The following is a 24,079-nucleotide window of genomic DNA, read 5'->3' on the forward strand; positions in this document are numbered from 1 at the left end:
ACATTTTTTTTTACATATTAAAACAATATCCGATAAAGTGTAACAAAAACCCCATCAATGGCAAAAGCCCTATCAAGATTGAAAGGGCTTTTTATTTTAATGCATCTGTTAGTTAACGCTTATTTACTTCTTTTTTTGAGCTTCTGCCTGCTCCATCATCTCTCGCATTTTCTTCTGAAACTTATTCTCCTTTTTGGGTTTCTTCTTGTTTTCTTGAATTTGTGCATGTATTTTATCATTATCTATGATAAAGTTCTTAATGACCAACATTATACCAATGGTTATCATATTGGAAACAAAATAGTACAAACTAAGTCCACTTGCATAATTGTTAAAGAAGAACAACATCATGAACGGCATTAGGTACATGATAAATTTCATATTGGGCATACCAGGTTGCGTTGGCATGTTCTGCCCAGTGGTCATCATCATATAAAAGAATATGGCTATAGAAGCCAATATTGGAAACAGGCTTACATGGTCACCATAAAAAGGTATTGAAAATCCTTCTGGAAATTGATAAATAGTATCAAATGAGGAAAGGTCATCTGCCCATAAGAACGATTTTTGACGCAGCGCGAACGAAGTCGGGAAGAACATGAACAATGCGTAGAAAATGGGCATTTGTATAACCGCCGGGATACAACCGCTCATAGGACTCACCCCTGCCTTACCGTACAGCTTCATTGTCTCTTGCTGCTTCTTCATAGCGTTGTCCTTATACTTTTCACCAAGTTCAGTAATTTCCGGTTTTAAAACCTTCATTTTTGCTTGGGACAAGTACGATTTATAGGTCACGGGAGACATTGCCAAACGGACTAAAATGGTCATAATAACAATAGCTATACCATAAGGAAAATAGGTACTTATCAACGAATAAAACGGAGTAAATACATAACGGTTGATCCAACCAAAAATACCCCAACCAAACGGTATGGAATCCTCCAAGCCCAAATCCTCGTACTTGGAAAGTACCTCAACATCCGTAGGACCAAAATACCAATGCAAATCCTTGGCTATTTCACCACCTTCCAATTCTATAGGAAGTTTTGAGGAATACGCCTTGGTAAAACCAAATGTTCTACTTTCCTCCTCTACCAAATTGACCGAAGCAAGTTCACCGGATTTAAATGGCTCGTCCGCAGCTAAAATACTGCTGAAAAAGTGTTGTCTATAAGATATCCATTTAATATCCTCCTCTGTTTCCTCGTCATCACTCCCCTCGGACAACTTACTGATTTTATCATCCTCATGATTGTAGGTCAACCGGGTATATCTATTTTCATATTCTATGCTCTTGGAGTGGCGAATACCTTTTAACGCCCAGTCCAATTCAATTGGCTTATTGGAACTGATTACATTGTCCAAACCTTTTGTCTTGATCTGAAAATCTACCAAATACTCATTTGGTTTCATTTCATACCTGTATTCAAGGTACTGATTGTTGGCCGTTTTAGCTTTTAACGATAATATTTGGTTACCGTTGGCCTTGCTCAAAGTAGGCTCAAAATAAAGGTCCTTTGTATTCAATACCCTGTTATCTGTCGTGGAAAAATCAAGACCAAACGAGGCGTTACCATCCTTGACCAAATACACAGGAACAGAATCATAGGTTACGTAATTTTTCATTTTCGCCTCTACAATCTGTCCACCCTTATTGCTTATTTTCAATAACAGCACTTCATTTTCCAATGTGGTTATATCATTGGACGGTTTGGTAAAACCAAACGCCCCAAGTTTTCCTTGGTACGTAGCTACGGCGGTAGAATCCTTTAAATCTAATTGTTGAACTTCAGTACTAACGGTCTCCGTAGTGTTTTCCGCTGCTTTGGCGGCTTCTACCTGTTCCTGTTTAGCTTTTTCCGCCGCCAACTCCTCTGGGGTAGGTTGGTTTTGGTAAAACATAAAGATGAGTATTCCAAAAATCAGCACAAAGCCAATAATGGAGTTAACATCAAATTTCTTTTCTTCCATGAGGTAATTCTAAATTAATTGGGAATATTACAAATTCAAGACAGCAAATATATGCCCAAAAATAATGTTTATGCCAATGTGGCATTAGTTTGTGATTTTTTATATGCCAGGGCCGCTTTAACAAATCCCACAAAAAGCGGATGCGGATTGGCCACGGTACTCTTATATTCCGGGTGATATTGAACACCAATAAACCAAGGATGGTCCTTAGCCTCTACAATCTCCACCAAGTTGGTTTTTTTATTGAACCCGGTAGCGATCAAGCCGGCATGTTCCAATTTATCCAAGTACGCATTGTTAAATTCATACCTATGACGATGACGCTCTGATATTTGCGCAGCGCCACCATACACTTCCCGTACCAAACTACCTTCTTTTAGATCACAATCCCACGCACCCAAACGCATGGTACCTCCTTTATCCGTAATTGTTTTTTGCTCTTCCATGATACTAATGACCGGGTCTGGTGTATTTTCATCCATTTCGGTAGAATTTGCATTGGCCAATTGCAATACATTTCTGGAAAATTCAATAACCGCCATCTGCATTCCCAAACAAATTCCAAAAAATGGAATTTTCATGGTTCTGGCAAATTCCACGGCCTTTACCTTCCCTTCTATACCACGCTCCCCAAATCCTGGAGCAACCAAAATGCCGTCCAGTCCTTTGAGTTTGGTTTTATAATTAGAAACCGTAAGATATTCAGAATGTACAGATTTTACATTGACCCTTACCTCATTAGATGCTCCTGCATGTATAAATGCCTCTAAAATAGATTTATAGGAATCTTGCAATTCAACATATTTACCCACCAACCCAATGGTTACTTCATTTTTTGGGTTTTTATGGCGTTGCAAAAATTCGTTCCAACGGTCCAAATCAGGCTCAAAGGTATTTGGTAATGCCAATTTTTGAAGGGTCACGGTGTCCAAACCTTCTTCCTGCATCAATAATGGTACATCATATATGGTAGATGCATCTATACTTTGAATGACCGCTTCACGCTTTACGTTACAAAAAAGTGCCAATTTATCCTTTATCTCATCAGAAATTTGATGTTCTGTACGGCAGACTAAAATATCTGCCTTGATACCACTCTCCATTAAGGTCTTGACCGAGTGCTGTGTAGGCTTTGTCTTCAATTCGCCCGCAGCGGAAAGATAAGGCACCAATGTCAGGTGAATTACAATGGCATTATTATCTCCAAGCTCCCACAGTAATTGCCTAACCGCCTCTATATATGGTAAGGATTCAATATCACCAACAGTTCCCCCTATCTCAGTAATAACAATATCATACTCGCCACTTTTGCCCAATACCTGAACGCGCTCCTTGATTTCATTGGTAATATGAGGAACTACTTGTACCGTTTTCCCTAGAAATTCACCTCTACGCTCTTTTTGGATTACACTTTGGTATATTCTACCCGTAGTAACATTATTGGCCTGTGAGGTACGAACGTTTAAAAATCGTTCATAATGCCCCAAATCCAAATCTGTTTCCGCTCCGTCATCGGTCACATAACATTCGCCATGCTCATAAGGGTTTAACGTTCCTGGATCTACGTTGATATAGGGATCCAATTTTTGAATGGTAGTTTTGTAGCCGCGAGACTGCAGTAATTTCGCCAAAGAGGCTGCAATAATGCCTTTTCCTAATGATGAAGTAACGCCTCCCGTAACGAAGATGTATTTGGTTTGTGCCATGTATCGAATTCTATGTTACGGGACACAAAGTTACAAATTGAGGACAGAACTTGACGGATTTACCTAGGAAAATGTTTTTGTATTTTTCGAATTATGGATTCTAGCCCATTTATTCTTATTTCTAACGTAGATTTCAATAAATCTCCCAATTTTCCATCAGGAAATCCTTTTTGCTGAAACCAAATTAAATAAGGTTCCGGCAAATCTATTAAATACCGCCCTTTATATTTACCAAAAGGCATTCTATAATGGGCCAATTCTATAAGTTTTTGCTTATCTGGATTAATTTCCATTTTTAAATCTAAAAAAATTATCTTTAAGGAATCATCAACTTAAACAACATGAAAAGAAGAAATTTTATTGGAACATCAGCAGCTGCCTCTGTTGGATTCTTAACAACCTCAGCAGCAATGGCCAACAATGAAAATAAAAATCTATCCCCTAAATTAAAATACAATATTAATCATAGCGTATGTTATTGGTGCTATGATTCCATTCCTTTTGAAGATTTTCTTAAACATTTGGTAGCAATGGACATTAGATCCATTGACCTGGTAGGTCCAGACGAGTTTCCTTTATTAAAAAAATACAATATTCATGCCTCCATGTGTTGGGGCGCTGGAAAAGGTATTGTAGAAGGCTGGAACGACCCAAAACTTCATGATGAACTTATTGCAGATTATGAGCGCGTAATCCCATTGGTTGCCGAGGCCGGATATACCAATCTTATTTGTTTTAGCGGAAATAGAAATGGTATGGACGATATGGTAGGCTTACGTAACTGTGCAAAGGGACTAAAACAATTGATGCCATTGGCCGAAAAACACGGGGTAGTTTTGCAAATGGAACTTTTAAACAGTAAGATTAACCATAAGGATTATATGTGCGACACCTCTGAATGGGGCGTTTCTCTTTGTGAAACCATAGGTTCTGAAAATTTTAAATTATTATATGATATCTACCACATGCAAATTATGGAAGGTGATATTATTAGGAATATCCAAGACTACCACCAATATTATGGTCACTATCATACGGGAGGCAACCCTGGTCGTCATGAAATTGATGAGACCCAGGAAATATTTTATCCTGCCGTAATGAAAGCTATTGTTGAAACCGGTTACACAGGTCATGTGGCACAAGAATTTGTGCCCAGTTGGGAAGACAAACTAGCCGCCTTAAAACAGGGGGTTACCATTTGTGATGTATAAATATTTTCCTAAGAGTTATCAAAAAAGGCACCTTTCTAAAGGTGCCTTTTTTGCTTATAAAAATTATTGTTTTAAAGCAGCTTCAATCTCGCCCACCCATCTTTCCTGAACGGTTAAATTCCTGGAATAATTGGTCTCTGCATCATATTTGTTCTGAAAATCATTTAACTGACGTAAAGTAGCCTTATATATTTTGCGCACTTCCTCCTTTATATTCTTTCCAAAACTTGCATTTTGCAGACGCGCTCTGAGCTTTCGAGCATAAAGTTCTGTAATATCAAAATGCAGTTGTTCGTGCAATAAGGTATTGTCATTACAAACTTTTGGCCTATACCAAGAACGTGTAGGATAAAAATAAGCATGCACATTAAAGTTCACCTTCATATCCCCGCCTTCATGATAAGTAGAAAAATCATAGCTAATACCACTTGCGGTAGTGGCAGCTGCATTTGCCCCATTAGGCACATCTCCTTTAAAATTAGCCCAATTTAGTCTGAAATCCGGCCTCCAAAGTATTTGCTCTTGGCCATAGACCCATACAACCTGAGCCAACAGGAATAGCACTCCGAGCTTTATATGATTTATAGATCCCAATGATAGGTTATTACTTTCTCTATATCAGGATGAAGGCTGTATAGCACGGGACAGGTATTGGCCGTATGTTCCAATATTTTCCTGTCTTTATCCGCAACTTGAGCCGGTAAATGTAGCTCTACTTCAATTTTTGAAATTCTTCTTGGCGAAGGGGACATATGTTTGGTTACATCCGCTGTAGAACCCTCTAATGCAACTTCCAGACCTTTTGCCTTAATGCCCATCATAGTAAGCATGCAGCTTGCCAAACCCGTGGCTACGGTATCGGTAGGCGAAAATGCTTGCCCTAGACCATTATTATCAACAGGGGCGTCCGTTACAAAGGAACTACCGGATTTAACATGTATACATTCCGTTCTTAAATTGCCGTTATAGGTTACTTTTGCCGTCATGTTATTTCAATTCCTTTATTCTTAAATCATCCATCATCATGATATAGGAAGCTTGGTTATAATAACCGGAAATTCCCTTACGTTCATAATCGAACTTATTGCCGTTATATTCCGTTTCTCCAATAAACCTTGATACATCTATCAAATCATTTTTATAGGCTAGTTTCAACAACAAATCATAGGTCAGGTCAAAGCCTCTTACCGCATAACGGTCCGGATCGTCACCAAAACGTTTTCGGTAACGTTCCACAAATGAATTATTGCCCACCACACGATTTACCGATGGATAGGTGAAATTTAAATTGGAAAGATGAGTGTTGGATATAACATCGTTTTCAAATGCAGAATTCATATCTGTTGTAAACATGCGCACCTTAACCTTATCCTTATCCGACAGGGGGTCAAAAGCTGTATTGTTGAAGGAATTTAAAATGGATACCACACTGGCAACCAATCTATAATTTTCCGATTCTACAAAAACCCAGTTTGGAACCTTATTTGAAAGTAAGGTCTGTAACTTATCCCTATTAATACCTATATTTTTTTCCTCTTCCTTGACTACAACAACCTTGGCAGTAGGGAAATGGTCCAAAATTGCCTTTTGCCTATTCCTGTTTTTTTCATCGGCAATGACCAAAATGGTTTCATTGGTATGTGTTCCTTCCACATAATCCAACATATGATCTACCAGCACATCTTCATTGGTATAGGAGAAAAATACGTTGTCCAGACTTATATCGCTCTTTGCGGGAACAGGCGCTACTACAGGAATATTGTATTTGGAGGCCTGCACCGCAGTTTCTTTTAAGGAAGCAATATCCAATGGTCCAAAAATGGCATTGTAACTTCCTAAATTTTCTGCCTGAAGTATGTTTTTGGTATGCATTAGGTCCAACTGATTGTCCAAAGTTTTCACATGGACAGAAACGCCCAAGGACTGCAAGGAATCTATTGCCACCAATGCCCCGGAATAAAGCCCAAGACTATATTTTAAACTATTTCTGGAATCAATTACTTTTTCCGTCCCTTCTTTATCCGCCAAATTCAACTTATCTAAACGAAACGGCAATAAGAACAAAACTTTAGGTGTAATGGCTACATTGATGCTATCCAATAAATTAACCTTGTCCAAAACCAACGAATTACGCACTTCATAATCCCCCACATTGTCCTTTGGCAATTTCAAGATCATCCCAGCCTTTAGACCATCCTTTAAATCTGGGTTCAGTTGGGTAAGTTCTGCCCATGTCATACCAAATTTTCTGGTCAACCTGAATTCATTCTGTTTTGGCTTTACCTCATAGAAGATGTAATTATCGGTATTAATGACACCGGGATCAACCTTTTTTTCCGGAATTCTAATAACCATACCCTCCTTAAGTCCACCACGTTCGGTTATTTCCGGATTTAAACGAACTATTTCATCGGACTTTACACCAAATTCCTGTTCCAGTCTATAAAAATTCATTTTAGCAGGTACGGTGTAAGAAATAAAAAGCTCCGTTACCTGATTAGAAACTGTACTGCCCGCAATTTTTGGCATTAACAGCTCATACCCTTCGGACAAATAATTGTTTGTCTTGGACAAGCCAGGGTTAAGCACCAACATACTGTCAATGGTTATTCCATATTTATGGGCAATACTCCATCTTGTCTCCTTTGGTGCAACGATATACTTTTCATAATCATCAGAATTCAAAGGATTTTCTACCACAACAGGTGCCTTAAATTTTGGAATGCGTAGTTCCATCTTTTTCTGAAGCGGAGAAGCATACAATACCTTATTATATTTTTTGAGCTCATCTTCCGTAATCTTATACTGCTGGGTAATTCCAAATATAGTTTCCTTTTTTCTTACCCTGTGCGTAGTAAACCCGATAGGCTCCCTAGCAGTGGCGGAATCCTGCATTATATTCTTATTGAGTACCGATACGGCATCTGTGGTCTGGGAAGCGACTTTTGCCCCCGGAACGACCAATATTGTATTTGGCCTTAAAGCTTGACCAGCTTTAATCTCTTTATTGTACTGTAAAATATTAGCAGGGGAAACACCATACATCTTGGAAATACTCTCCAAGGTCTCTCCGGATTTCACTTCATGTGTATTGAACTTTTGGCCCAATGCGGTACACGAAACCAAAAAGCAAAAAGCACAAATTAGATAAAGCTGATTTACTATATATTTCATATTATTCCCATTCTATTGTTGCTGGCGGTTTTGAACTTATATCATATACGACACGATTGACGCCAGGGACTTTATTGATGATATCATTTGAGGTTTTTTGCAAAAACTCATATGGAAGATTAACCCAATCTGCAGTCATACCGTCCGTACTCTCTACAGCTCTAAGTGCAACACATTTTTCGTACGTACGCTCATCTCCCATAACCCCCACACTATTTACCGGCAACAACATGGCTCCTGCCTGCCACACTTTATCATATAACCCCCATTCCTTAAGTCCATTGATAAAAATGGCATCTACTTCTTGTAAAATCGCCACTTTTTCCGGGGTGATATCCCCAAGGATACGAATTGCCAACCCTGGCCCAGGAAACGGATGCCTGCCCAACAACGACTTATCTATTCCCAAACTTGCACCTACCCTACGAACCTCATCCTTGAACAACATTTTTAAGGGCTCTACCACTTTTAACTTCATAAAATCTGGCAAACCACCTACATTATGGTGGCTTTTAATAGTTTGCGAAGGGCCACCGGTTGCGGACACTGACTCAATGACATCTGGGTAAATGGTACCTTGTGCCAACCAAGTTGCATTTTCCACTAAATGCGATTCATCATCGAACACCTCAATAAATACACGTCCTATAGTTTTTCTTTTGGTTTCCGGATCACTCTCCCCAGCCAAATCATCCAAAAAGCGTGCCGAAGCATCCACACCCTTTACATTTAGACCCATGCCCTCATATTGCTTCAATACATCTGTAAATTCATTTTTACGCAAGAGTCCATTATTAACGAAAATACAATGAAGGTTCTTGCCAATAGCCTTATGCAGCAATACGGCCGCCACGGAAGAATCAACCCCTCCGGACAATCCTAAAATAACTTTTTCGTTTCCAATTTTTTGTTTCAACTCCGCAACGGTCTTGTCCACAAATGCATCTGGGGTCCACGTCTGTTCCATTCCGGCAATTTTCACCAAAAAGTTTTCCAGGACCTGTTTTCCATCCGTAGAATGGTATACCTCTGGGTGAAACTGGATAGCATAGGTTTCCTCTCCTTCAAATTTAAACGCTGCATTTTCAACATCATGCGTACTTGCCAAAAGGGTTGTATTTTCCGGTAGATGTTTGATAGTATCCGCATGGCTCATCCATACTTGGCTACCTGCGTCCACCTTATCAAAAAACGGTTCGTTCCCCTTAACAAAGCTAAGGTTTGCCCTACCATATTCCCTAGTATTGGATTTTTCTACACTACCCCCATTAAAATGGGCCAAATACTGAGCGCCGTAGCAAACTCCCAACAACGGCTTTTTACCCCTAATGGCAGATAGGTCCGGGTGAGCAGCATCATCTCCCCTAACGGATAAAGGAGATCCAGACAAGATTACCGCCTTATAACCGGAAAGGTCCTCTGGAAATTTATTATATGGCTTGATTTCAGAAAAAATGTTGAGCTCACGAACGCGTCTACCGATCAATTGGGTATACTGTGAACCAAAATCTAATATTAGGACTTTATTTTGCATGGGCAAAAATAGCAAATTGACGGTTCTTGAAAAGTATCTTTTGGTTATATTTAAACTTCATTTCAATTTTTTTTATGAAAAATGTAAGTGCTATTATTTTTGGGGCGGCAATAATCATTGCAGCCTTTTTCCTAGGAAATGCTTATGTGCGTAGGGCCAACCCTCCACAGATTATTTCGGTAACCGGGCTGGGGAACGAAAATTTTACCTCTGACCTTATTGTATGGGAGGGACAATTTTCATCTAATAGCACAGTATTGAAAACCGCATTTGACCAATTGAACAATGATAAGGAAATCGTAAGGCAATATCTGACTTCTAAAGGTATTCCTGCAGAAAATATCATTTTCAACAGTGTACAGACTACAGAAATGCGTGACAATCAATATGACAACGGAAATTATGTAGGCAGTATCTTTAGGGGTTATCAACTGACCCAAACCTTAAAAATAGAATCTGAAGACGTGGCATTAATTGAAGGGGTATCCCGTGAAATTACAGAACTGCTCAATAAAGGGGTACAATTTAACTCATACCCTCCAAGATATTATTATACCAAATTAGCCGACCTTAAGATTGAAATGATTTCCAAAGCCACGGAAGACGCGCGAATACGTGCAGAAAAGATAGCTGAAAATGCAGGTAGTGGTTTAGGAGACCTTGTATCTGCAAATATGGGTGTATTTCAAATTACCGGTCAAAATTCTGGAGAAGATTATAGTTGGGGCGGAGCTTACAATACGTCCTCCAAAAACAAAACCGCATCAATAACCATGAGATTGGAATACAAGGTAAAGTAATTCCTTAACTTTAATTGATCGTTTGCAAGGATCTGGATCAAAGCCTACTAAAGTTTCCTTATGCCTAATTTCCATAAAACAAAAGCCCGGTAATCAACCGGGCTTTCTAATCAACCAACCATTAATTTGAATACAATAAAAAGAATAATCTTTTTCATAACAATCTGTATTCAACCCTTTTGTCGTATTATTTTTTAATTCCTTACATGCCTTTAAACAAAAAGCCCAGGAACCACCCTGAGCTTTTCAACTAAATCTAAACCAACTTCAAACCAAAAAAAATCAAAATTTAATTTTCATAGCCATTTTCTATATAACAACTACATAAAGCTTTACCCTACCCTACTTAGCTTTTATTTTTAACTTTAACAAAAAAAATACAATGTCCGATATCTTTTTTGAGGAAATGCGCAATGAAATATTCAATGGAGTCAATGAGCATGGACATCCATTTAGAACCATTTCCCTAGCAACCGTTGGTCATAATGCCATACCCAGATTATGTACCGTTGTCTTGCGTGAGGTCACCAATGATTTAAAACTGACCTTTTATACCGATAGCAGGTCCCAAAAAATAATTAATTTAATGTTGAACGATCAAATTGGCCTACTTATGTACCATCCTGATAAATTATTGCAAATAAAGGTTGAAGGACAAGCACATATTGTAAAGGATGTTGAACGATTAAAGGATACATGGAACAACATACAGCCTAATAGTCGGCGGGATTATATAACCCAACATAGCCCTAGTAGTAAAATAACCAATCCTAGTACTATAGAATACTTAAACGATGGTCATTATTTTATCATGATCGATGTTGTGCCACAAAAAATGGAATTCCTAAAACTTAAAAGACCTCATCATATACGAATAGCCTTTGAAAAGAAACAGGATACCTGGAGCAGCACATTTTTAGTTCCCTAAAGCGGAATAAAAATAAATATTCTGCTTTTCCTTCCCAAAATCAAGAATGCTGTCCATAACTACATACTGCCCATTAGCGGGTTTGTTAAATGACACTTGAAGTTTAGGTTCTCCGGTATGCTTATCCTCATACGAATAATCATCTTGGGCTATGATAGTACGTCCCGGTCGTAATAAACGTATATTTCCTGCATAGGTAACATTAGGCAACGTCCATTGATCATCAGGATACTTATTCTCCAACATTTTTGCGACAGGATGAAATCCATATTGAACAGAAGACTTAATCTGCAGCAATTGCTCCAAGGGTGTTCTGACCACTTGGGCAAATAGTACACTATAAAATAACCAATATCCTATTTTAACGACCTTCATTCCATTTTTTAATTCAATGGACTCCATCAATAAAATGGTAAAGGGTATGAACAGTGGCAAAAGCCACCTAGTCTCTACTTTCTGGGTCTGAAATATTACGAAAAACAACAACAATACAAGAAACTGGACTATTGCCATTTTTAAAAACCAACTGTTGACAGGCTTTTTAAAGATTAAAACTTTAAAAAAGAAGCCTAAAGCCAAAACGATCAGCATTACGTATACCAAAGCCAATATTCCCTTGAGAAAAGTAAGTATCGGTAATAATGAAAATGTTGGCTTTATGGTATGGCCCATAACCTTTTCCTGAATACTTTCCGATAGGAAAACTTGATAACCTGAGGAGCCCAATAACCAAGATATATGTGGATAGATTATGGCCAAGGCGAAAATTATGGAAATTAATACACGGAAATTCCAAATTGCCGAAAAAAGTTTTTTATCCCAAATGGAAACCACCAATAATGTGATTAAAAAAAACACAAAATTATATTTGGACAAGATTCCTACACCTACCAAAAGACCCAGCAAAACGTAGTACGGATATGTTTTATATTTTATTAATTGATGTACGCAAAAATAGGTGCCAATTATAGCTATGCACAACAAACTGGTATGTGACAACCTTCTAAACATAAAATCTATACATACCGGCACCAATACCAATAGTAGGGTTGCCAATTGCGCCTTGGTATTATGATTTAACCGTACCAATGCAAATCTATATAGGACAAATAAGGTCAATGCAAAAAGTATCCCGCGAAATAAAGAAAACGCTATCTTATGTACACCAATGATTTTGTTGATACCATATTGGACCCACGTATATAAGGGAGGTTGATCATCATAACCTAATCTTAACCATTGGGTATAATAGGCCTGTTCGGCATCTTCCAATTCCAAGGCGCTTTTTAACAAGGTAATTCCGGTAATTGCCAGAAAAGAAATAAATGCAAGCAGGGCTACCTTATATCCAGAACCGCCTTTGCCTACCATTATGTACAGGTTATCACAGTAAAATCTAACGACAAGGGCTGCAATGCCTTGACTAACATAGGTATTAATTCCTTACCATATGCTAGATAAAATTCAGCAAAATTAAGGTTACGCTCTTGCAAGGATTGTCTGGGGAAAAGTTCATTCTGTATTTCCGTTAACCTAATTACATGATCTTTCAATTTTATTTTCTGTGCTTTTAACAGACGTTTTTCCAAAGCATCCAATCCTTTTTTTTGCTTGACCTCTTGCGCCTTTACCGCTCCTAAAAAAGATTTGTCCGTTTTTTCCGCCAAGTCATATAAAGCCTCAAATTGTGCTTCCAATGCCTTTTTTTGGGGTGTAAAATCAATATCTATATTAGAAATTTCCCTTATCTTTTTATTGATAAGACTACTCTGTTTTAAGAACAGATCGGACTTGGAAATTTTCATTCGAGCAAGCTTATCGGCCTGTTTATCCTTAATCAGCAATGCTGAATTTCTGACCAACAAAATTGGAAAAGGTACGTTCATTGCTTGGAAAGTGCTCTTAAGCTCCAACCAATATGCTATTTCACCCCCACCGCCTATATAACAGAGATTAGGTAATATTACTTCTTGGTAGAGCGGCCGTGCAATAACGTTGGGTGAAAACCTTTCTGGTGAATTTTCCATCTCATGTACCAGTTCTTTCTTGGTAAATGAAAGTTCTGTATCATTTACATAATACTTACCCTTACTTTCCACAATTCGCCCACGAACACCATCCGCCAAATAAAAATAATTGATTTCACGCGGATTCACTTGTACAGTATAGTCCATAGACAACTTTTCCAAGTCAACAATAGTGGCAGATACTTTATCAAAAGCTATTTGCTCAAAAATATCCTTCTTCATAAAAGGCACCAGCATCTTTTTCAATTCCTTGTCATCCCCATCAATTATAACCAATCCATATTGGGAAAATAATTCATTCGCCAAGTACCGGGTAGCATCGGTTAAATTATCATGTTCAAGATATGAAGCCTCAAACAGCTCTTTTAAATCTTGTGCATTTTTACTGTCACCAATAGTATTTGCGAACAAGCTAAAGACTTCATTTAAGCCTTCTGTGGACAAGTGACCTACCGCACCTTTGGCCTTTTTGTTCCATTGAAATTTTAAGCCTTTGTAATTGAAATAATTGATTTCCTCAAAATCATGGTCTTCCGTAGCCATCCAATATATTGGCACAAAATTATTTTCAGGAAACGCAGTCTTTAATTCCTTTGCAAGATTTATAGTGGAAATTATCTTATACAAGAAGTATAATGGCCCAGTAAAAAGGTTCAACTGATGACCGGTTACTATGGTAAAAGTATTGTCTTCCTTTAACAACGCTATATTCTCGCGTGTTTGTTCCGATGCATTTACCTGTTGATATTGATTATTTAAGGACCGGTATAATATGGTGCGCTGTTCCGTAGTAAAACTCTTTCTCTTTTCCTCAATTTGACCTTTAAAACCTTCTATGGAAGGAAATCTATGATACAATGGCTTTAATTTTACATCCTCTACAATGTAATCACAAATGAGCTTTGAAAAGTATCCAGTTTTATCTAAGGGTAAACAATCAATATCCATACAAAAATTAAAAACGAGGTAAATATAAAACCCTTTAGGCTTATTGTTCCTAAAAATACGTTAATTACCTCAAGTACCAACTACCTATTTACTCGCTAAAATACACTTCATTAAATGGTGGTTTAGCATTTAATTTAATAGATTTGGCCGTATCGATTAGAACCGACCATATGAAAACAAAATTACATTTTCTTATTTTAGTATTACCGTGTATTGCCATTGCCCAATTGAAATCTCCCTCAGAGTTTTTAGGTTACGAGTTGGGAACCCAATTTACCAGACATCATCAAGTAGTAGATTATTATGAGTATTTGGCCCAGGCAGAACCACAGCGCATGAACCTTATAGAATATGGCAAGACTAACGAACGCCGGTCTTTGTTGTTAGCAACAATCTCGAGTAAATCCAATATGGACAATCTGGAACAAATTAGATTGGAACATTTAAAAGGTATGAAAGGCGAAGGAGCCCCAAAAAAAGCTATCGTTTGGCTGAGCTATAATGTTCATGGCAACGAAAGTGTTAGCACAGAGGCGTCAATGCAGACCATATACGACCTTTTAACCGTAAAGAGTGACTATCTGGAGGATATTGTCGTTTTAATAGACCCATGCATTAATCCTGATGGAAGGGACCGGTATGTAAATTGGTACAATCAATATAAAAATTCGCCCTTTCAAGTAGACCCCAATAGCAAGGAACACCGTGAAGGATGGTGGAGTGGTCGCAGCAACCATTACATGTTCGATTTAAATAGGGACTGGGCCTGGTTAACACAGGTAGAAAGCCAACAACGTTTGGTACAGTTTAATAAATGGTTACCTCACTTGCATGTTGACTTTCACGAGCAAGGTGTTGACAACCCCTATTACTTTGCCCCTGCTGCAGAACCATTTCACGAAGTGGTTACCAATTTTCAAAGAGAATTTCAACGTACAATAGGTAAAAACCACGCCAAATACTTTGATGAAAATGGATGGTTTTATTTTACCAAAGAGGTATTTGACCTTCTTTACCCTAGCTACGGCGATACCTACCCTACCTACAATGGTGGCGTAGGAATGACCTATGAACAAGGTGGTAGCGGCCAAGCAGGTTTAGGCATTGTAACCGCTATTGGCGATACACTTACTTTGAAGGATAGGATTTTGCACCATCATACTACCGGACTTTCAACCGTAGAAGTGGCATCCAAAAATATTACCCGGCTAAACGATGAGTTTAAAAATTTCTATGCCGATAAAGGCTATACCTACAAAAGTTACATCCTAAACGGAAATCCAGATAAAATAGAGGCTCTTTCCAATTTATTGGACAAGCATGACATAAAATATAATGCAGGTATAAATACCACGGTAAAAGGTTACAATTATAAGACTGCCAAAACAGGTTCCCTTAAAAGTTCTGGCAATAGTTTGGTCATACCATCTAACCAACCAAAAAGTACCTTGGTCAAAGTCTTGTTTGAGCCCATTGCAAAATTAAGCGATTCTGTCACCTATGACATTACCGCATGGTCCCTACCATACGCCTATGGTCTTGATGCCATTGCCAGCGAAACTACGGTCAACGGTGTAGGTGTTGTACAAGACAATACCGACTATAGCGCTATAGCACCCAATAGTTATGCATACTTAGCGGATTGGAACAGTATGAAAGATGCTAAATTCCTTGCAGAACTTCTACGCGAAAAAATACGGGTTCGTTTTGCACATAAACCATTTACCTTAGATGGCAACGCCTATGAACGCGGAACCCTCATCATTACCAAAAGTGACAATAAAAACGTAAAGGATTTCAACGTAATTCTTAAGAAAGCAGCGGTTACCCACAAGAAAAAAATAACCGCTACCAATACCGGCTTCGTAGAAAGCGGAAAGGATTTTGGCTCTAGCTATGTTGATGTAATTCAAAACCTGAACATTGCCGTACTATCCGGTAACCCTACATCTACCCTTAGGTTTGGTGAAATTTGGAATTTCTTTGAGCAGCAATTAAACTATCCTGTTTCCATTTTGGATGAATCTTATTTTCATAAGGTAGACCTTTCTAAATATGATATTCTTATTCTACCAGATGGTCGTGGTTATAATTCTTTCTTGAACAAACACATCAAACAAAAGATCAAGGACTGGGTTAAAGCAGGCGGAAAATTAATTGCCATGGCCGGTGCAATTGATGGACTTTCATCGGATAAGGATTATGCCATTAAGGAAAAAGAAACAAAAAAAGATTCTACCATTAACCTAGAATCATTTGAAGTCTCTGAACGTGAGCAGATCAAATCGGCTATTACCGGTGCCATCTTTAAAGCTACAGTAGACAATACAAATCCGCTGGCATATGGATATAGCGATACATATTTTACCCTTAAATTGGGAGACCGGTCCTATAATTACCTTGAAAACGGTAGTGCCGTATACCTAAGCGCAGGTGCTAACGAACCCGTATCTGGCTTTGCCGGTAGCGAAGCTAAAAAGAAAATAGCGGAAACCTTGGTTTATGGCACGCAACGAATGGGCAAGGGTCAGGTTATCTATATGATAGACAATCCTTTGTTCAGAGGTTTTTGGGAAAATGGCAAACTATTTTTTGCCAATGCGCTCTTTATGGTGCATTGATTCCAAGATCCTAAAGCTATAATTGTTTTATTTTATGGGCTTACAAGACGGTTAAATTGTATAGTAAGCATGTTTTAAATAAGACATCAACTAAAGAATATCCATGAATTATTCCTTTAATTCATGGATATTTTTTGACCTACCCTTATCTCTTTCCAACAAATTGCGGGTTTAAACGTTATTTTTAACGAAATCAATCCTAGAGGCATCAAAACCAAACCGCATGGAGGCCAACCAAGACCAAATTAACGAGTTACTTCAAAAACTGGAACTATTATTAAAGAAACAGCAAGACTTTAATTTTCAGGTCAACGAAATACGACGGGATATCCAAATTCTTAAAAAGGAACAATTTGAAAAAGACAATAGTCCTTCCGTAAGCAACATACCATTACCAAAGGAAAAATTAAATGCAGAAACAATTTCCCCTAACCAGGTTCCGCCAATAAAAAAAACTAAAACAGTACCACAAGTAGCAGCAATTCAAACTTCGCAACAAATACAGCGCAAAAAAATTACTGAATCCCGCAAGACAAAATCTAATATTGAAAAGTTCATTGGGGAAAACCTAATCAATAAAATTGGAATTTTAATTACTATAATAGGGGTGGTCATAGGGGCTAAATATTCCATTGAAAATAACCTCATTAGCCCTTTGACCAGAATTATTTTAGGTTACTTGCTAGGGCTGGCGCTATTAGGTTTTGGTTTTAAATTAAAAGCTAAATACTTGAACTACAGTGCGGTTTTAGTAAGTGGCGCATTGGCCATAGTATACTTTATTACTTTTGCAGCCTATGATCTCTATGGATTATTCAATCAAATAACAGCATTTGCAATAATGTTGATATGTACGGTGTTTGGGGTGGCGGCATCCTTGAATTACAACAAACAGATAATAGCACATATTGGTTTAGTGGGTGCATATGCCGTTCCTTTTCTTCTTAGCAACAATTCTGGAAATGCAGCTGTTCTCTTTACTTATATGGCCATAATCAATACGGGTGTTTTGGTCATAGCCATTCAAAAATATTGGAAGGCATTGTATTATGTTTCTTTTGCCTTTACATGGCTTATATATAGCGGCTGGTCTATGTTTTCAAGAGAGTCTACAGAGTTTACCATGGCCATTGCTTTTTTAGCCATATTTTTCTTGATTTTCTATATTACTTTTTTAGCTTTTAAAATATTAAAATTGGAACAGTTTAAGATATCGGATATAGTTATGATCATCTTGAACTCATTTTTATTTTACGGTCTTGGTATCTCTCTAATAAACGAAAATGAAAACGGGGAATCCTTTTTAGGCCTTTTTACATTGACCAATGCTGTTGTTCATTTTATTGTTACTATATACATTTACAAAAGAAAATTAGCCGACCAAAACTTGTTTTATTTAACATCCGGTTTTGTGTTGACATTCATTACCATTGCCATACCGGTACAGTTAGATGGTAATTGGGTCACCCTACTTTGGGCGTCTGAAGCAGCCCTTCTTTTTTATATTGGAAGAACAAAAAAAATAGCCTTTTATGAACATCTATCTTATATCCTAATATTATTATGTCTGTTCAGCCTATTAATGGACTGGACAGAGACCTACCTAAATTATAGTTTCACTAACAGAGATACCAATATAGCACCATTCTTCAACAGTACAATGTTGACCTCCATTTTATGTATTCTAGCATTGGGCTTCATGAACTTTATCTTACATAGATATACGATCCAAAAAAAATCTATGGCCATGCAAATAATGATATTTGCCTTACCGGCAATGCTTCTTGCTACTTTTTATTTTTCCTTTTACCTAGAAATTGCACACTACTGGGACAACGCCTTTGAAGCTTCCCGTCTTAAATTGAGTTCTACGGACGGTTCGGAATTTCCAAAATATAATTATAACCTTACTGATTTAGGTAGTATTTGGAAGCTTCTTTATACCGTTATGTTTACTGGTATTCTAAATTTATTGGCAGCCTATAAGTTTAAAAATAGAATTTTCGGTATTGCAAGTCTATGTTTTGCATTGTTCGTTATAATCGCTTTCTTGACCAATGGCCTTTATACGTTAAGTGAATTAAGACAAAATTTTATTTCCAGGGATATAGAAACCACGTATTATATTGGGACCTATAACATTTACTTACGATATATTGCCATTGCATTCTTTGCTTTTTTAAGCTATACTATCTACACCTTGATCAAACAATTGCATGTAAAGATTAATTTTAAAAGACCTTTTGAACTTATCATGCACTTGTCCATAATTTGGATTGCCAGTAGTGAATTATTGAATTGGCTGGATTTATCCAATATTGAACAATCCTACAAATTAGGTTTAAGTATTTTATGGGGACTATATGCTTTGTTACTCATTGCACTGGGAATCTGGAAAAAGAAAAAACACCTTCGTATTGGGGCCATTATCCTGTTTTCCTTTACGCTGATCAAGTTATTCTTTTATGATATTTCATCATTGAACACCATTTCCAAAACTATAGTTTTTGTTTCCTTAGGGGTGTTGCTTTTGATTATTTCATTTTTATATAATAAATACAAACATATCATAGCTGATGAAACCTAGTACTAATGTTTACGTTTTCCTTTTTTTCCTTATCTCTTCATTTTGCCTTGCGCAAATGAATACGTATTCCAAAAAAGTAGCACTGAACGGAGTATCTGATCAATGGCATAAAATTATCCTACCAAATGAATGTTTTCAAATGGTAAAGCCTGACCTCTCAGATATACGCATTTATGGAATCACGCAGAACGACACTATTGAAGTTCCGTATTTTTTAAGTCTTTCCAAAGAAATTAGGTCTAATACAACCATACCCTTCAACCTTCTGAATAGTGTGTATGACCGGAAAGGAGATTATTTTACCTATGAGCTGGACGCATTGGAAACCATTAATGAGATACAGCTGAATTTTGCCAATATAAATTTCAACTGGACGGTCAGCTTAGAAGGCAGTCAAGACCAACAGGAATGGTTCAACATTTTAAGAGATTACAGAATTCTATCCATAGTAAACGAACAAACCGATTATTCCTATACCAATCTAAAATTTAAAAATTCAAAATTTCCCTATTATAGAATAACTATAGACACCTCTGAAAAACCCATATTAAAATCTGCCACAATATTAAAACGAGCCATACAAGATCCGGAATACCACACCTACCCTGAAAACAAGTTAGAAATTCAAGAGGAAAATAAGAATACTATAATACATGTTGATTTAAAGAATAAATATGCCGTAAGCCTTTTAAAGCTGGCAATTGACAATTCTGTAGATTATTATAGACCACTAACCATTCAATACCTAGTGGATAGTACCAAGACGGATAAAGGTTTTCATTATAATTACAGGACATTGGCCAAGAGAACACTTTCTTCCATGGAGGCTAATATCATTAATATTCCCAGTACCCTTACCCAAAAATTTAGACTGATCATTGCAAACAATGATAACCAACCCCTTGAAATTAAAGAGGTCGTAACTAAAGGTTATATTCATACACTTACGGCCAGATTTACAAAACCAGCATCATATTACCTAGTTTACGGAAAATCACCAGACCGCTATCCCATTTATGATATAACGAACATAAAAAACAATATTCCCCAAAATATTTCAGTACTTACCTTAGGTAATGAACAGCAAATTGCAAAAAAGGGGCAAATTGTCTCAGGACCACTTTTTAAAAATAAAGCTTGGCTTTGGGCGATTATAACTATCATTATAATGGCCTTAGGATTCTTTACGGTGCAAATGATGCGCAAAAAAATATAGATTTACTATCCCATTAGATTAAATGTGCATCTTACAAGTGCACTATTTATCTATTATTGCTCAAAACTACTGATTGCCCCGTCCATGATGATGGTGCAGGTTATGGCATTTAGATTATGGTAAGCTTAAAATATCATATATTTATCGCACTAAAATAAATAACACATAACCATATTTTGAAAATGAAAAAATCTATCCTAAGAATTACGTTGGTTGCAGTCTTATGTATTACTTGTAACCAAGCTTTTTCACAAACTACGAATATTAGCGTCATTGATAGTGCCGCTACTATTGAACCTAAACTAAAATTTGGCTGTGGTTTTGGCCTTAATTTTTTAGGAGGAACCAATATTACCCTATCACCTAATTTACGCTACGCAATAAGCGATAAGTTTAATTTAGGTGCCGGTATTCAAGGTAGTTATACATCTATAAAGGATGTTCAAAAAACAACCACATTTGGCGCCAACATAATTACGGAATACATACCAACCCGAAAATTCACCACTTTATTGGAATTTGCGCAATTAAAAGTGAACAACACTAGAGAAACCCCTACTGGTGAGGTAAAAGATGACTTTTGGGAATCTGCGCTATTTGTAGGTGCGGGGTTTAATATCAACAATAAAATTACCATAGGCGCTAAATACAATGTACTGTATGATGACGATGAGAGTGTTTACACCAGTCCTATCATACCTTTTGTCAATATTTCTTTTTAAAAAATTAACATTAAAAAACCCTAATGGGCGTTTTGGCTACCATTAGGGTTTTACATTATCTATCAGTTTTATGGTTATTATACCGGTTCTCCGTACAGGTCAAAATCTGCCGCTTCTGTAATTTTTACATTTACAAATTCCCCTTGTTTTACATAATGCTTGGCAGCATCTATCAGCACTTCATTGTCCACATCCGGTGAATCAAATTCTGTTCTACCTATAAAGTAATTACCTTCTTTACGATCAATGATGCAACGAAAGGTCTCCCCTACTTTTTTCTGGTTGAGCTCCCATGAAATTTGGGACTGTATTTCCATTATGCTATTGGCCCGGTCTTGCTTAACTTCTTCCGGCACATCATCTACTAACGTAAATGCATGTGTATTTTCTTCATGACTATAGGTAAAGCAACCTAAGCGTTCAAAACGCATAGCCTTTACCCAATCCTTTAAAATCTCAAAATCTTCCTCGGTTTCTCCTGGGTAACCAACAATCAAGGTTGTTCTAATGGTCATTTCCGGTACTGCCGCCCTAAAGTCCTGTAACAGCCGTGTAGTCTTCTCTTGTGTTGTTCCACGGCGCATACTTTTAAGAATACGGTCAGAGATATGCTGCAAAGGTATATCCAAATAATTACACACTTTTGGTTCACGGTTCATGACCTCTAAAACGTCCATTGGAAAACCTGAAGGAAATGCGTAATGCAATCTTATCCATTCTATGCCCTCTACCTTGACCAAGGCTTCCAACAAAGTCGCCAAATTACGCTTCTTGTAAAGATCAAGGCCATAATATGTAAGGTCCTGAGCTATTAGAATCAATTCTTTTACCCCTTTGGCAGATAATTTTTCCGCTTCTGTAACCAACTCCTCTATTGGTTTACTTTTGTGCTTACCCCGCATTAATGGTATTGCACAAAATGAACATGGCCTATCACAACCTTCGGCAATTTTTAAATAGGCATAGTTTTTAGGGGTGGTTGTCAACCGCTCGCCTATAAGTTCATGTTTATAATCGGCCCCTAATGCCTTCAATAGTCCTGGTAGCTCACTCGTTCCAAAATACTCGTCCACATTGGGTATTTCTTTTTGCAGGTCCGGTTTATAACGTTCGCTCAAACAGCCGGTAACAAATACTTTGTCCACTACACCTTCTTCTTTCTTTTGAACATACTCTAAAATTGTATTAACACTCTCTTCTTTTGCATTGGCTATAAAACCACAAGTGTTGATTACAACTATATTTCCTTCCTCTTCATGAACCACTTGTTTATAATTGGCCTTCAATTGGCCCATAAGCACTTCAGAGTCGTAAACATTTTTTGAGCAACCTAAGGTTACCACATTGATTTTGTTCTTCTTAAGGGTTTTTGTCCTCATAATTTTAATTGGGGTGCAAAAATACGATATGGGTCTTTAAAAACGTTAGATATGGACAAATTTACCAGTAATCTTAACGGGTTACTTGATTATTAGTGTACTAACTTAAAAATGATCATGAAATTTCCCCATTTTTGCTACCTAGTTACTTTAGTATCAGTCCTTTTTTCCTGCTCAAAGGAATCCAATACAGAAACCGATAAAACCATTGACCCTCCTATTGTTATCGATTCAGTACCAACAAGTACATATTTCCCTCCAATTAGTCACACTAATGAATGGGAAACCGTTTCGTTCAATGCATTAGGGTGGAATGAGGTGAATGTACCTACATTACTAAACTTTTTGGAAGAAAATGATACCGATGCTTTCATAATCCTAAAGAATGGTCGTATTGTCTTGGAGGAATATTTTGGCGATTTTACTATGGACGATAACCATGCCTGGAACTCTGCTGGCAAAAATTTAACCGCAATGCTTACGGGTATAGCCCAAGAAGAAGAATACTTAAACATAACCGATGCTTCTTCCATTTATTTGGGAGAAGGATGGACTAGCCTTACCCCAGAGCAGGAACAAAATATCAGTATTAAAAACCAGCTGACCATGACCACTGGTCTGGACTACACCGTAGACAATAATTTTTGTACAGATCCAGAATGTCTCCAATATCTCAATGAACCAAATTCCAATTGGTATTATCATAATGCTCCGTATACTTTACTGGACGATGTAATTGCAAATGCCGTTAATACTGATTTTAACACGTACTTTTCTGAAAAAATAAAAGAACCCATTGGTATGCAAGGCACCTTTATAAAGATCGGTTATAACAATGTATTTTTTAGTACCGCAAGAAGCATGGCCCGCTATGGAATATTAAACTTACAAGAAGGCAATTGGGACGGCACCACTATCTTGAACGATATGGACTATTTTAATGCAATGACCAATACCTCACAGGACCTTAATCTAGCGTATGGATATTTGTATTGGCTTAATGGCAAGGAAAGTTTTAAACTGCCCAATTCAGAAGATACGTTTACGGGGAATTTAATTCCTAACGCCCCAGCAGACCTATACGCCGCATTGGGAAAAAATGACCAGAAATTATATATGGTACCCAGCATGGATTTGGTAGTCGTTAGAATGGGAGGTGCCAGTGATGAAGAACTTTTAGGACCTTCTAGTTTCGATAACGAAATTTGGGGGTATATTATGGATATTATACAACAACCAACTCCTTAACCAT

The 24,079-nt window shown here is 37.4% G+C and carries 18 protein-coding genes; 8 read left to right on the forward strand and 10 right to left on the reverse strand.

From position 1 onward, the window contains the following. Window positions 1-123 precede the first annotated feature (123 nt). The 3 genes from yidC to JM81_RS06210 form a co-directional block, all read right to left on the reverse strand. Complete coding sequence (gene yidC / locus JM81_RS06200; protein ID WP_144801438.1) at window positions 124-1,974, reverse strand: membrane protein insertase YidC; 1,851 nt, start codon at window positions 1,972-1,974, stop codon at window positions 124-126. A 68-nt stretch (window positions 1,975-2,042) separates the two neighbouring features. Further along, window positions 2,043-3,680: a CTP synthase gene (locus JM81_RS06205; RefSeq protein ID WP_144801440.1), complete on the reverse strand. Its 1,638-nt coding sequence runs from the start codon at window positions 3,678-3,680 to the stop codon at window positions 2,043-2,045. A 59-nt stretch (window positions 3,681-3,739) separates the two neighbouring features. Further along, the gene (locus tag JM81_RS06210; RefSeq protein ID WP_144801443.1) at window positions 3,740-3,973 is read right to left on the reverse strand and encodes a DUF3820 family protein; all 234 of its coding nucleotides are present in this window, start codon (window positions 3,971-3,973) and stop codon (window positions 3,740-3,742) included. A gap of 48 nt (window positions 3,974-4,021) precedes the next feature. On the opposite strand from JM81_RS06210, the gene JM81_RS06215 reads away from it, so the two are divergent. Next, complete coding sequence (locus JM81_RS06215) at window positions 4,022-4,891, forward strand: hydroxypyruvate isomerase family protein (protein ID WP_089262850.1); 870 nt, start codon at window positions 4,022-4,024, stop codon at window positions 4,889-4,891. A gap of 63 nt (window positions 4,892-4,954) precedes the next feature. On the opposite strand, the gene JM81_RS06220 is transcribed toward JM81_RS06215, so the two are convergent. From JM81_RS06220 to guaA, 4 genes are read right to left on the reverse strand one after another with little or no spacing between them, the layout of a single operon-like run. Then, window positions 4,955-5,485 (reverse strand): DUF922 domain-containing protein, encoded by a 531-nt coding sequence (locus JM81_RS06220; protein WP_144801445.1) that lies wholly within the window; start codon window positions 5,483-5,485, stop codon window positions 4,955-4,957. After that, window positions 5,473-5,877 (reverse strand): OsmC family protein, encoded by a 405-nt coding sequence (locus tag JM81_RS06225; RefSeq protein ID WP_144801447.1) that lies wholly within the window; start codon window positions 5,875-5,877, stop codon window positions 5,473-5,475. Before JM81_RS06225 ends, JM81_RS06220 begins: the two co-directional genes overlap by 13 nt. 1 nt (window position 5,878) lies before the next feature. Further along, complete coding sequence (locus JM81_RS06230) at window positions 5,879-8,065, reverse strand: LysM peptidoglycan-binding domain-containing protein (RefSeq protein WP_144801449.1); 2,187 nt, start codon at window positions 8,063-8,065, stop codon at window positions 5,879-5,881. A 1-nt stretch (window position 8,066) separates the two neighbouring features. Then, window positions 8,067-9,599 carry a glutamine-hydrolyzing GMP synthase gene (gene guaA / locus JM81_RS06235; protein WP_144801451.1) on the reverse strand — a complete coding sequence of 511 codons (1,533 nt, stop codon included), beginning with the start codon at window positions 9,597-9,599 and terminating at the stop codon, window positions 8,067-8,069. 74 nt (window positions 9,600-9,673) lie between these two features. Here guaA and JM81_RS06240 point away from each other — a divergent pair, with 74 nt between their 5' ends. Together JM81_RS06240 and JM81_RS06245 are read left to right on the forward strand one after the other, a co-directional pair. Beyond that, entirely contained in the window at window positions 9,674-10,399 is a 726-nt protein-coding gene (locus tag JM81_RS06240) for an SIMPL domain-containing protein (RefSeq protein WP_089262840.1), read from the forward strand. Window positions 10,400-10,781: 382 nt separating this feature from the next. Continuing rightward, window positions 10,782-11,327, forward strand: a complete 546-nt coding sequence (locus tag JM81_RS06245) for a pyridoxamine 5'-phosphate oxidase family protein (protein WP_144801453.1) — start codon at window positions 10,782-10,784, stop codon at window positions 11,325-11,327. Here JM81_RS06245 and JM81_RS06250 read toward each other — a convergent pair. Then, window positions 11,316-12,698 (reverse strand): ArnT family glycosyltransferase, encoded by a 1,383-nt coding sequence (locus JM81_RS06250; RefSeq protein WP_144801455.1) that lies wholly within the window; start codon window positions 12,696-12,698, stop codon window positions 11,316-11,318. The genes JM81_RS06245 and JM81_RS06250 overlap by 12 nt on opposite strands. Then, window positions 12,698-14,302 carry a bacillithiol biosynthesis cysteine-adding enzyme BshC gene (gene bshC, locus JM81_RS06255; RefSeq protein WP_144801457.1) on the reverse strand — a complete coding sequence of 535 codons (1,605 nt, stop codon included), beginning with the start codon at window positions 14,300-14,302 and terminating at the stop codon, window positions 12,698-12,700. The genes JM81_RS06250 and bshC overlap by 1 nt, the downstream gene beginning before the upstream one ends. A gap of 170 nt (window positions 14,303-14,472) precedes the next feature. On the opposite strand from bshC, the gene JM81_RS06260 reads away from it, so the two are divergent. The 4 genes from JM81_RS06260 (at window position 14,473) to JM81_RS06275 (ending at window position 21,448) form a co-directional block, all read left to right on the forward strand. Next, window positions 14,473-16,923, forward strand: a complete 2,451-nt coding sequence (locus tag JM81_RS06260; protein WP_144801459.1) for a M14 family metallopeptidase — start codon at window positions 14,473-14,475, stop codon at window positions 16,921-16,923. A gap of 223 nt (window positions 16,924-17,146) precedes the next feature. Next, window positions 17,147-19,510 (forward strand): DUF2339 domain-containing protein, encoded by a 2,364-nt coding sequence (locus tag JM81_RS06265; protein WP_144801461.1) that lies wholly within the window; start codon window positions 17,147-17,149, stop codon window positions 19,508-19,510. A 55-nt stretch (window positions 19,511-19,565) separates the two neighbouring features. Continuing rightward, on the forward strand, window positions 19,566-20,726 hold the full coding sequence (locus JM81_RS06270; RefSeq protein WP_186435541.1) for a DUF3999 family protein: 1,161 nt from the start codon (window positions 19,566-19,568) through the stop codon (window positions 20,724-20,726). 182 nt (window positions 20,727-20,908) lie between these two features. After that, complete coding sequence (locus tag JM81_RS06275; RefSeq protein WP_089262826.1) at window positions 20,909-21,448, forward strand: hypothetical protein; 540 nt, start codon at window positions 20,909-20,911, stop codon at window positions 21,446-21,448. Between the two features lie 77 nt (window positions 21,449-21,525). Here the strand turns inward: JM81_RS06275 and rimO are convergent, their stop codons facing one another. After that, the gene (gene rimO, locus JM81_RS06280) at window positions 21,526-22,827 is read right to left on the reverse strand and encodes a 30S ribosomal protein S12 methylthiotransferase RimO (protein WP_144801465.1); all 1,302 of its coding nucleotides are present in this window, start codon (window positions 22,825-22,827) and stop codon (window positions 21,526-21,528) included. 117 nt (window positions 22,828-22,944) lie between these two features. Here rimO and JM81_RS06285 point away from each other — a divergent pair, with 117 nt between their 5' ends. Beyond that, window positions 22,945-24,075 (forward strand): serine hydrolase domain-containing protein, encoded by a 1,131-nt coding sequence (locus tag JM81_RS06285; protein WP_144801467.1) that lies wholly within the window; start codon window positions 22,945-22,947, stop codon window positions 24,073-24,075. The last annotated feature ends 4 nt before the right edge of the window (window positions 24,076-24,079 follow it).

This window comes from Maribacter sp. MAR_2009_72 (assembly GCF_007827235.1).
GTDB lineage: Bacteria > Bacteroidota > Bacteroidia > Flavobacteriales > Flavobacteriaceae > Maribacter > Maribacter sedimenticola.

Coding starts and splice junctions, on each gene's coding strand:
- JM81_RS06275 (WP_089262826.1), top strand. CDS start 20,909: ATGAAAAAATCTATCCTAAGAATTACGTTGGTTGCAGTCTTATGTATT.
- JM81_RS06285 (WP_144801467.1), top strand. CDS start 22,945: ATGAAATTTCCCCATTTTTGCTACCTAGTTACTTTAGTATCAGTCCTT.
- JM81_RS06270 (WP_186435541.1), top strand. CDS start 19,566: ATGAATACGTATTCCAAAAAAGTAGCACTGAACGGAGTATCTGATCAA.
- JM81_RS06225 (WP_144801447.1), bottom strand. CDS start 5,877: ATGACGGCAAAAGTAACCTATAACGGCAATTTAAGAACGGAATGTATA.
- JM81_RS06215 (WP_089262850.1), top strand. CDS start 4,022: ATGAAAAGAAGAAATTTTATTGGAACATCAGCAGCTGCCTCTGTTGGA.
- JM81_RS06210 (WP_144801443.1), bottom strand. CDS start 3,973: ATGGAAATTAATCCAGATAAGCAAAAACTTATAGAATTGGCCCATTAT.
- JM81_RS06245 (WP_144801453.1), top strand. CDS start 10,782: ATGTCCGATATCTTTTTTGAGGAAATGCGCAATGAAATATTCAATGGA.
- JM81_RS06260 (WP_144801459.1), top strand. CDS start 14,473: ATGAAAACAAAATTACATTTTCTTATTTTAGTATTACCGTGTATTGCC.
- JM81_RS06230 (WP_144801449.1), bottom strand. CDS start 8,065: ATGAAATATATAGTAAATCAGCTTTATCTAATTTGTGCTTTTTGCTTT.
- JM81_RS06240 (WP_089262840.1), top strand. CDS start 9,674: ATGAAAAATGTAAGTGCTATTATTTTTGGGGCGGCAATAATCATTGCA.
- yidC (WP_144801438.1), bottom strand. CDS start 1,974: ATGGAAGAAAAGAAATTTGATGTTAACTCCATTATTGGCTTTGTGCTG.
- JM81_RS06265 (WP_144801461.1), top strand. CDS start 17,147: ATGGAGGCCAACCAAGACCAAATTAACGAGTTACTTCAAAAACTGGAA.
- JM81_RS06250 (WP_144801455.1), bottom strand. CDS start 12,698: ATGGTAGGCAAAGGCGGTTCTGGATATAAGGTAGCCCTGCTTGCATTT.
- guaA (WP_144801451.1), bottom strand. CDS start 9,599: ATGCAAAATAAAGTCCTAATATTAGATTTTGGTTCACAGTATACCCAA.
- rimO (WP_144801465.1), bottom strand. CDS start 22,827: ATGAGGACAAAAACCCTTAAGAAGAACAAAATCAATGTGGTAACCTTA.
- bshC (WP_144801457.1), bottom strand. CDS start 14,302: ATGGATATTGATTGTTTACCCTTAGATAAAACTGGATACTTTTCAAAG.
- JM81_RS06205 (WP_144801440.1), bottom strand. CDS start 3,680: ATGGCACAAACCAAATACATCTTCGTTACGGGAGGCGTTACTTCATCA.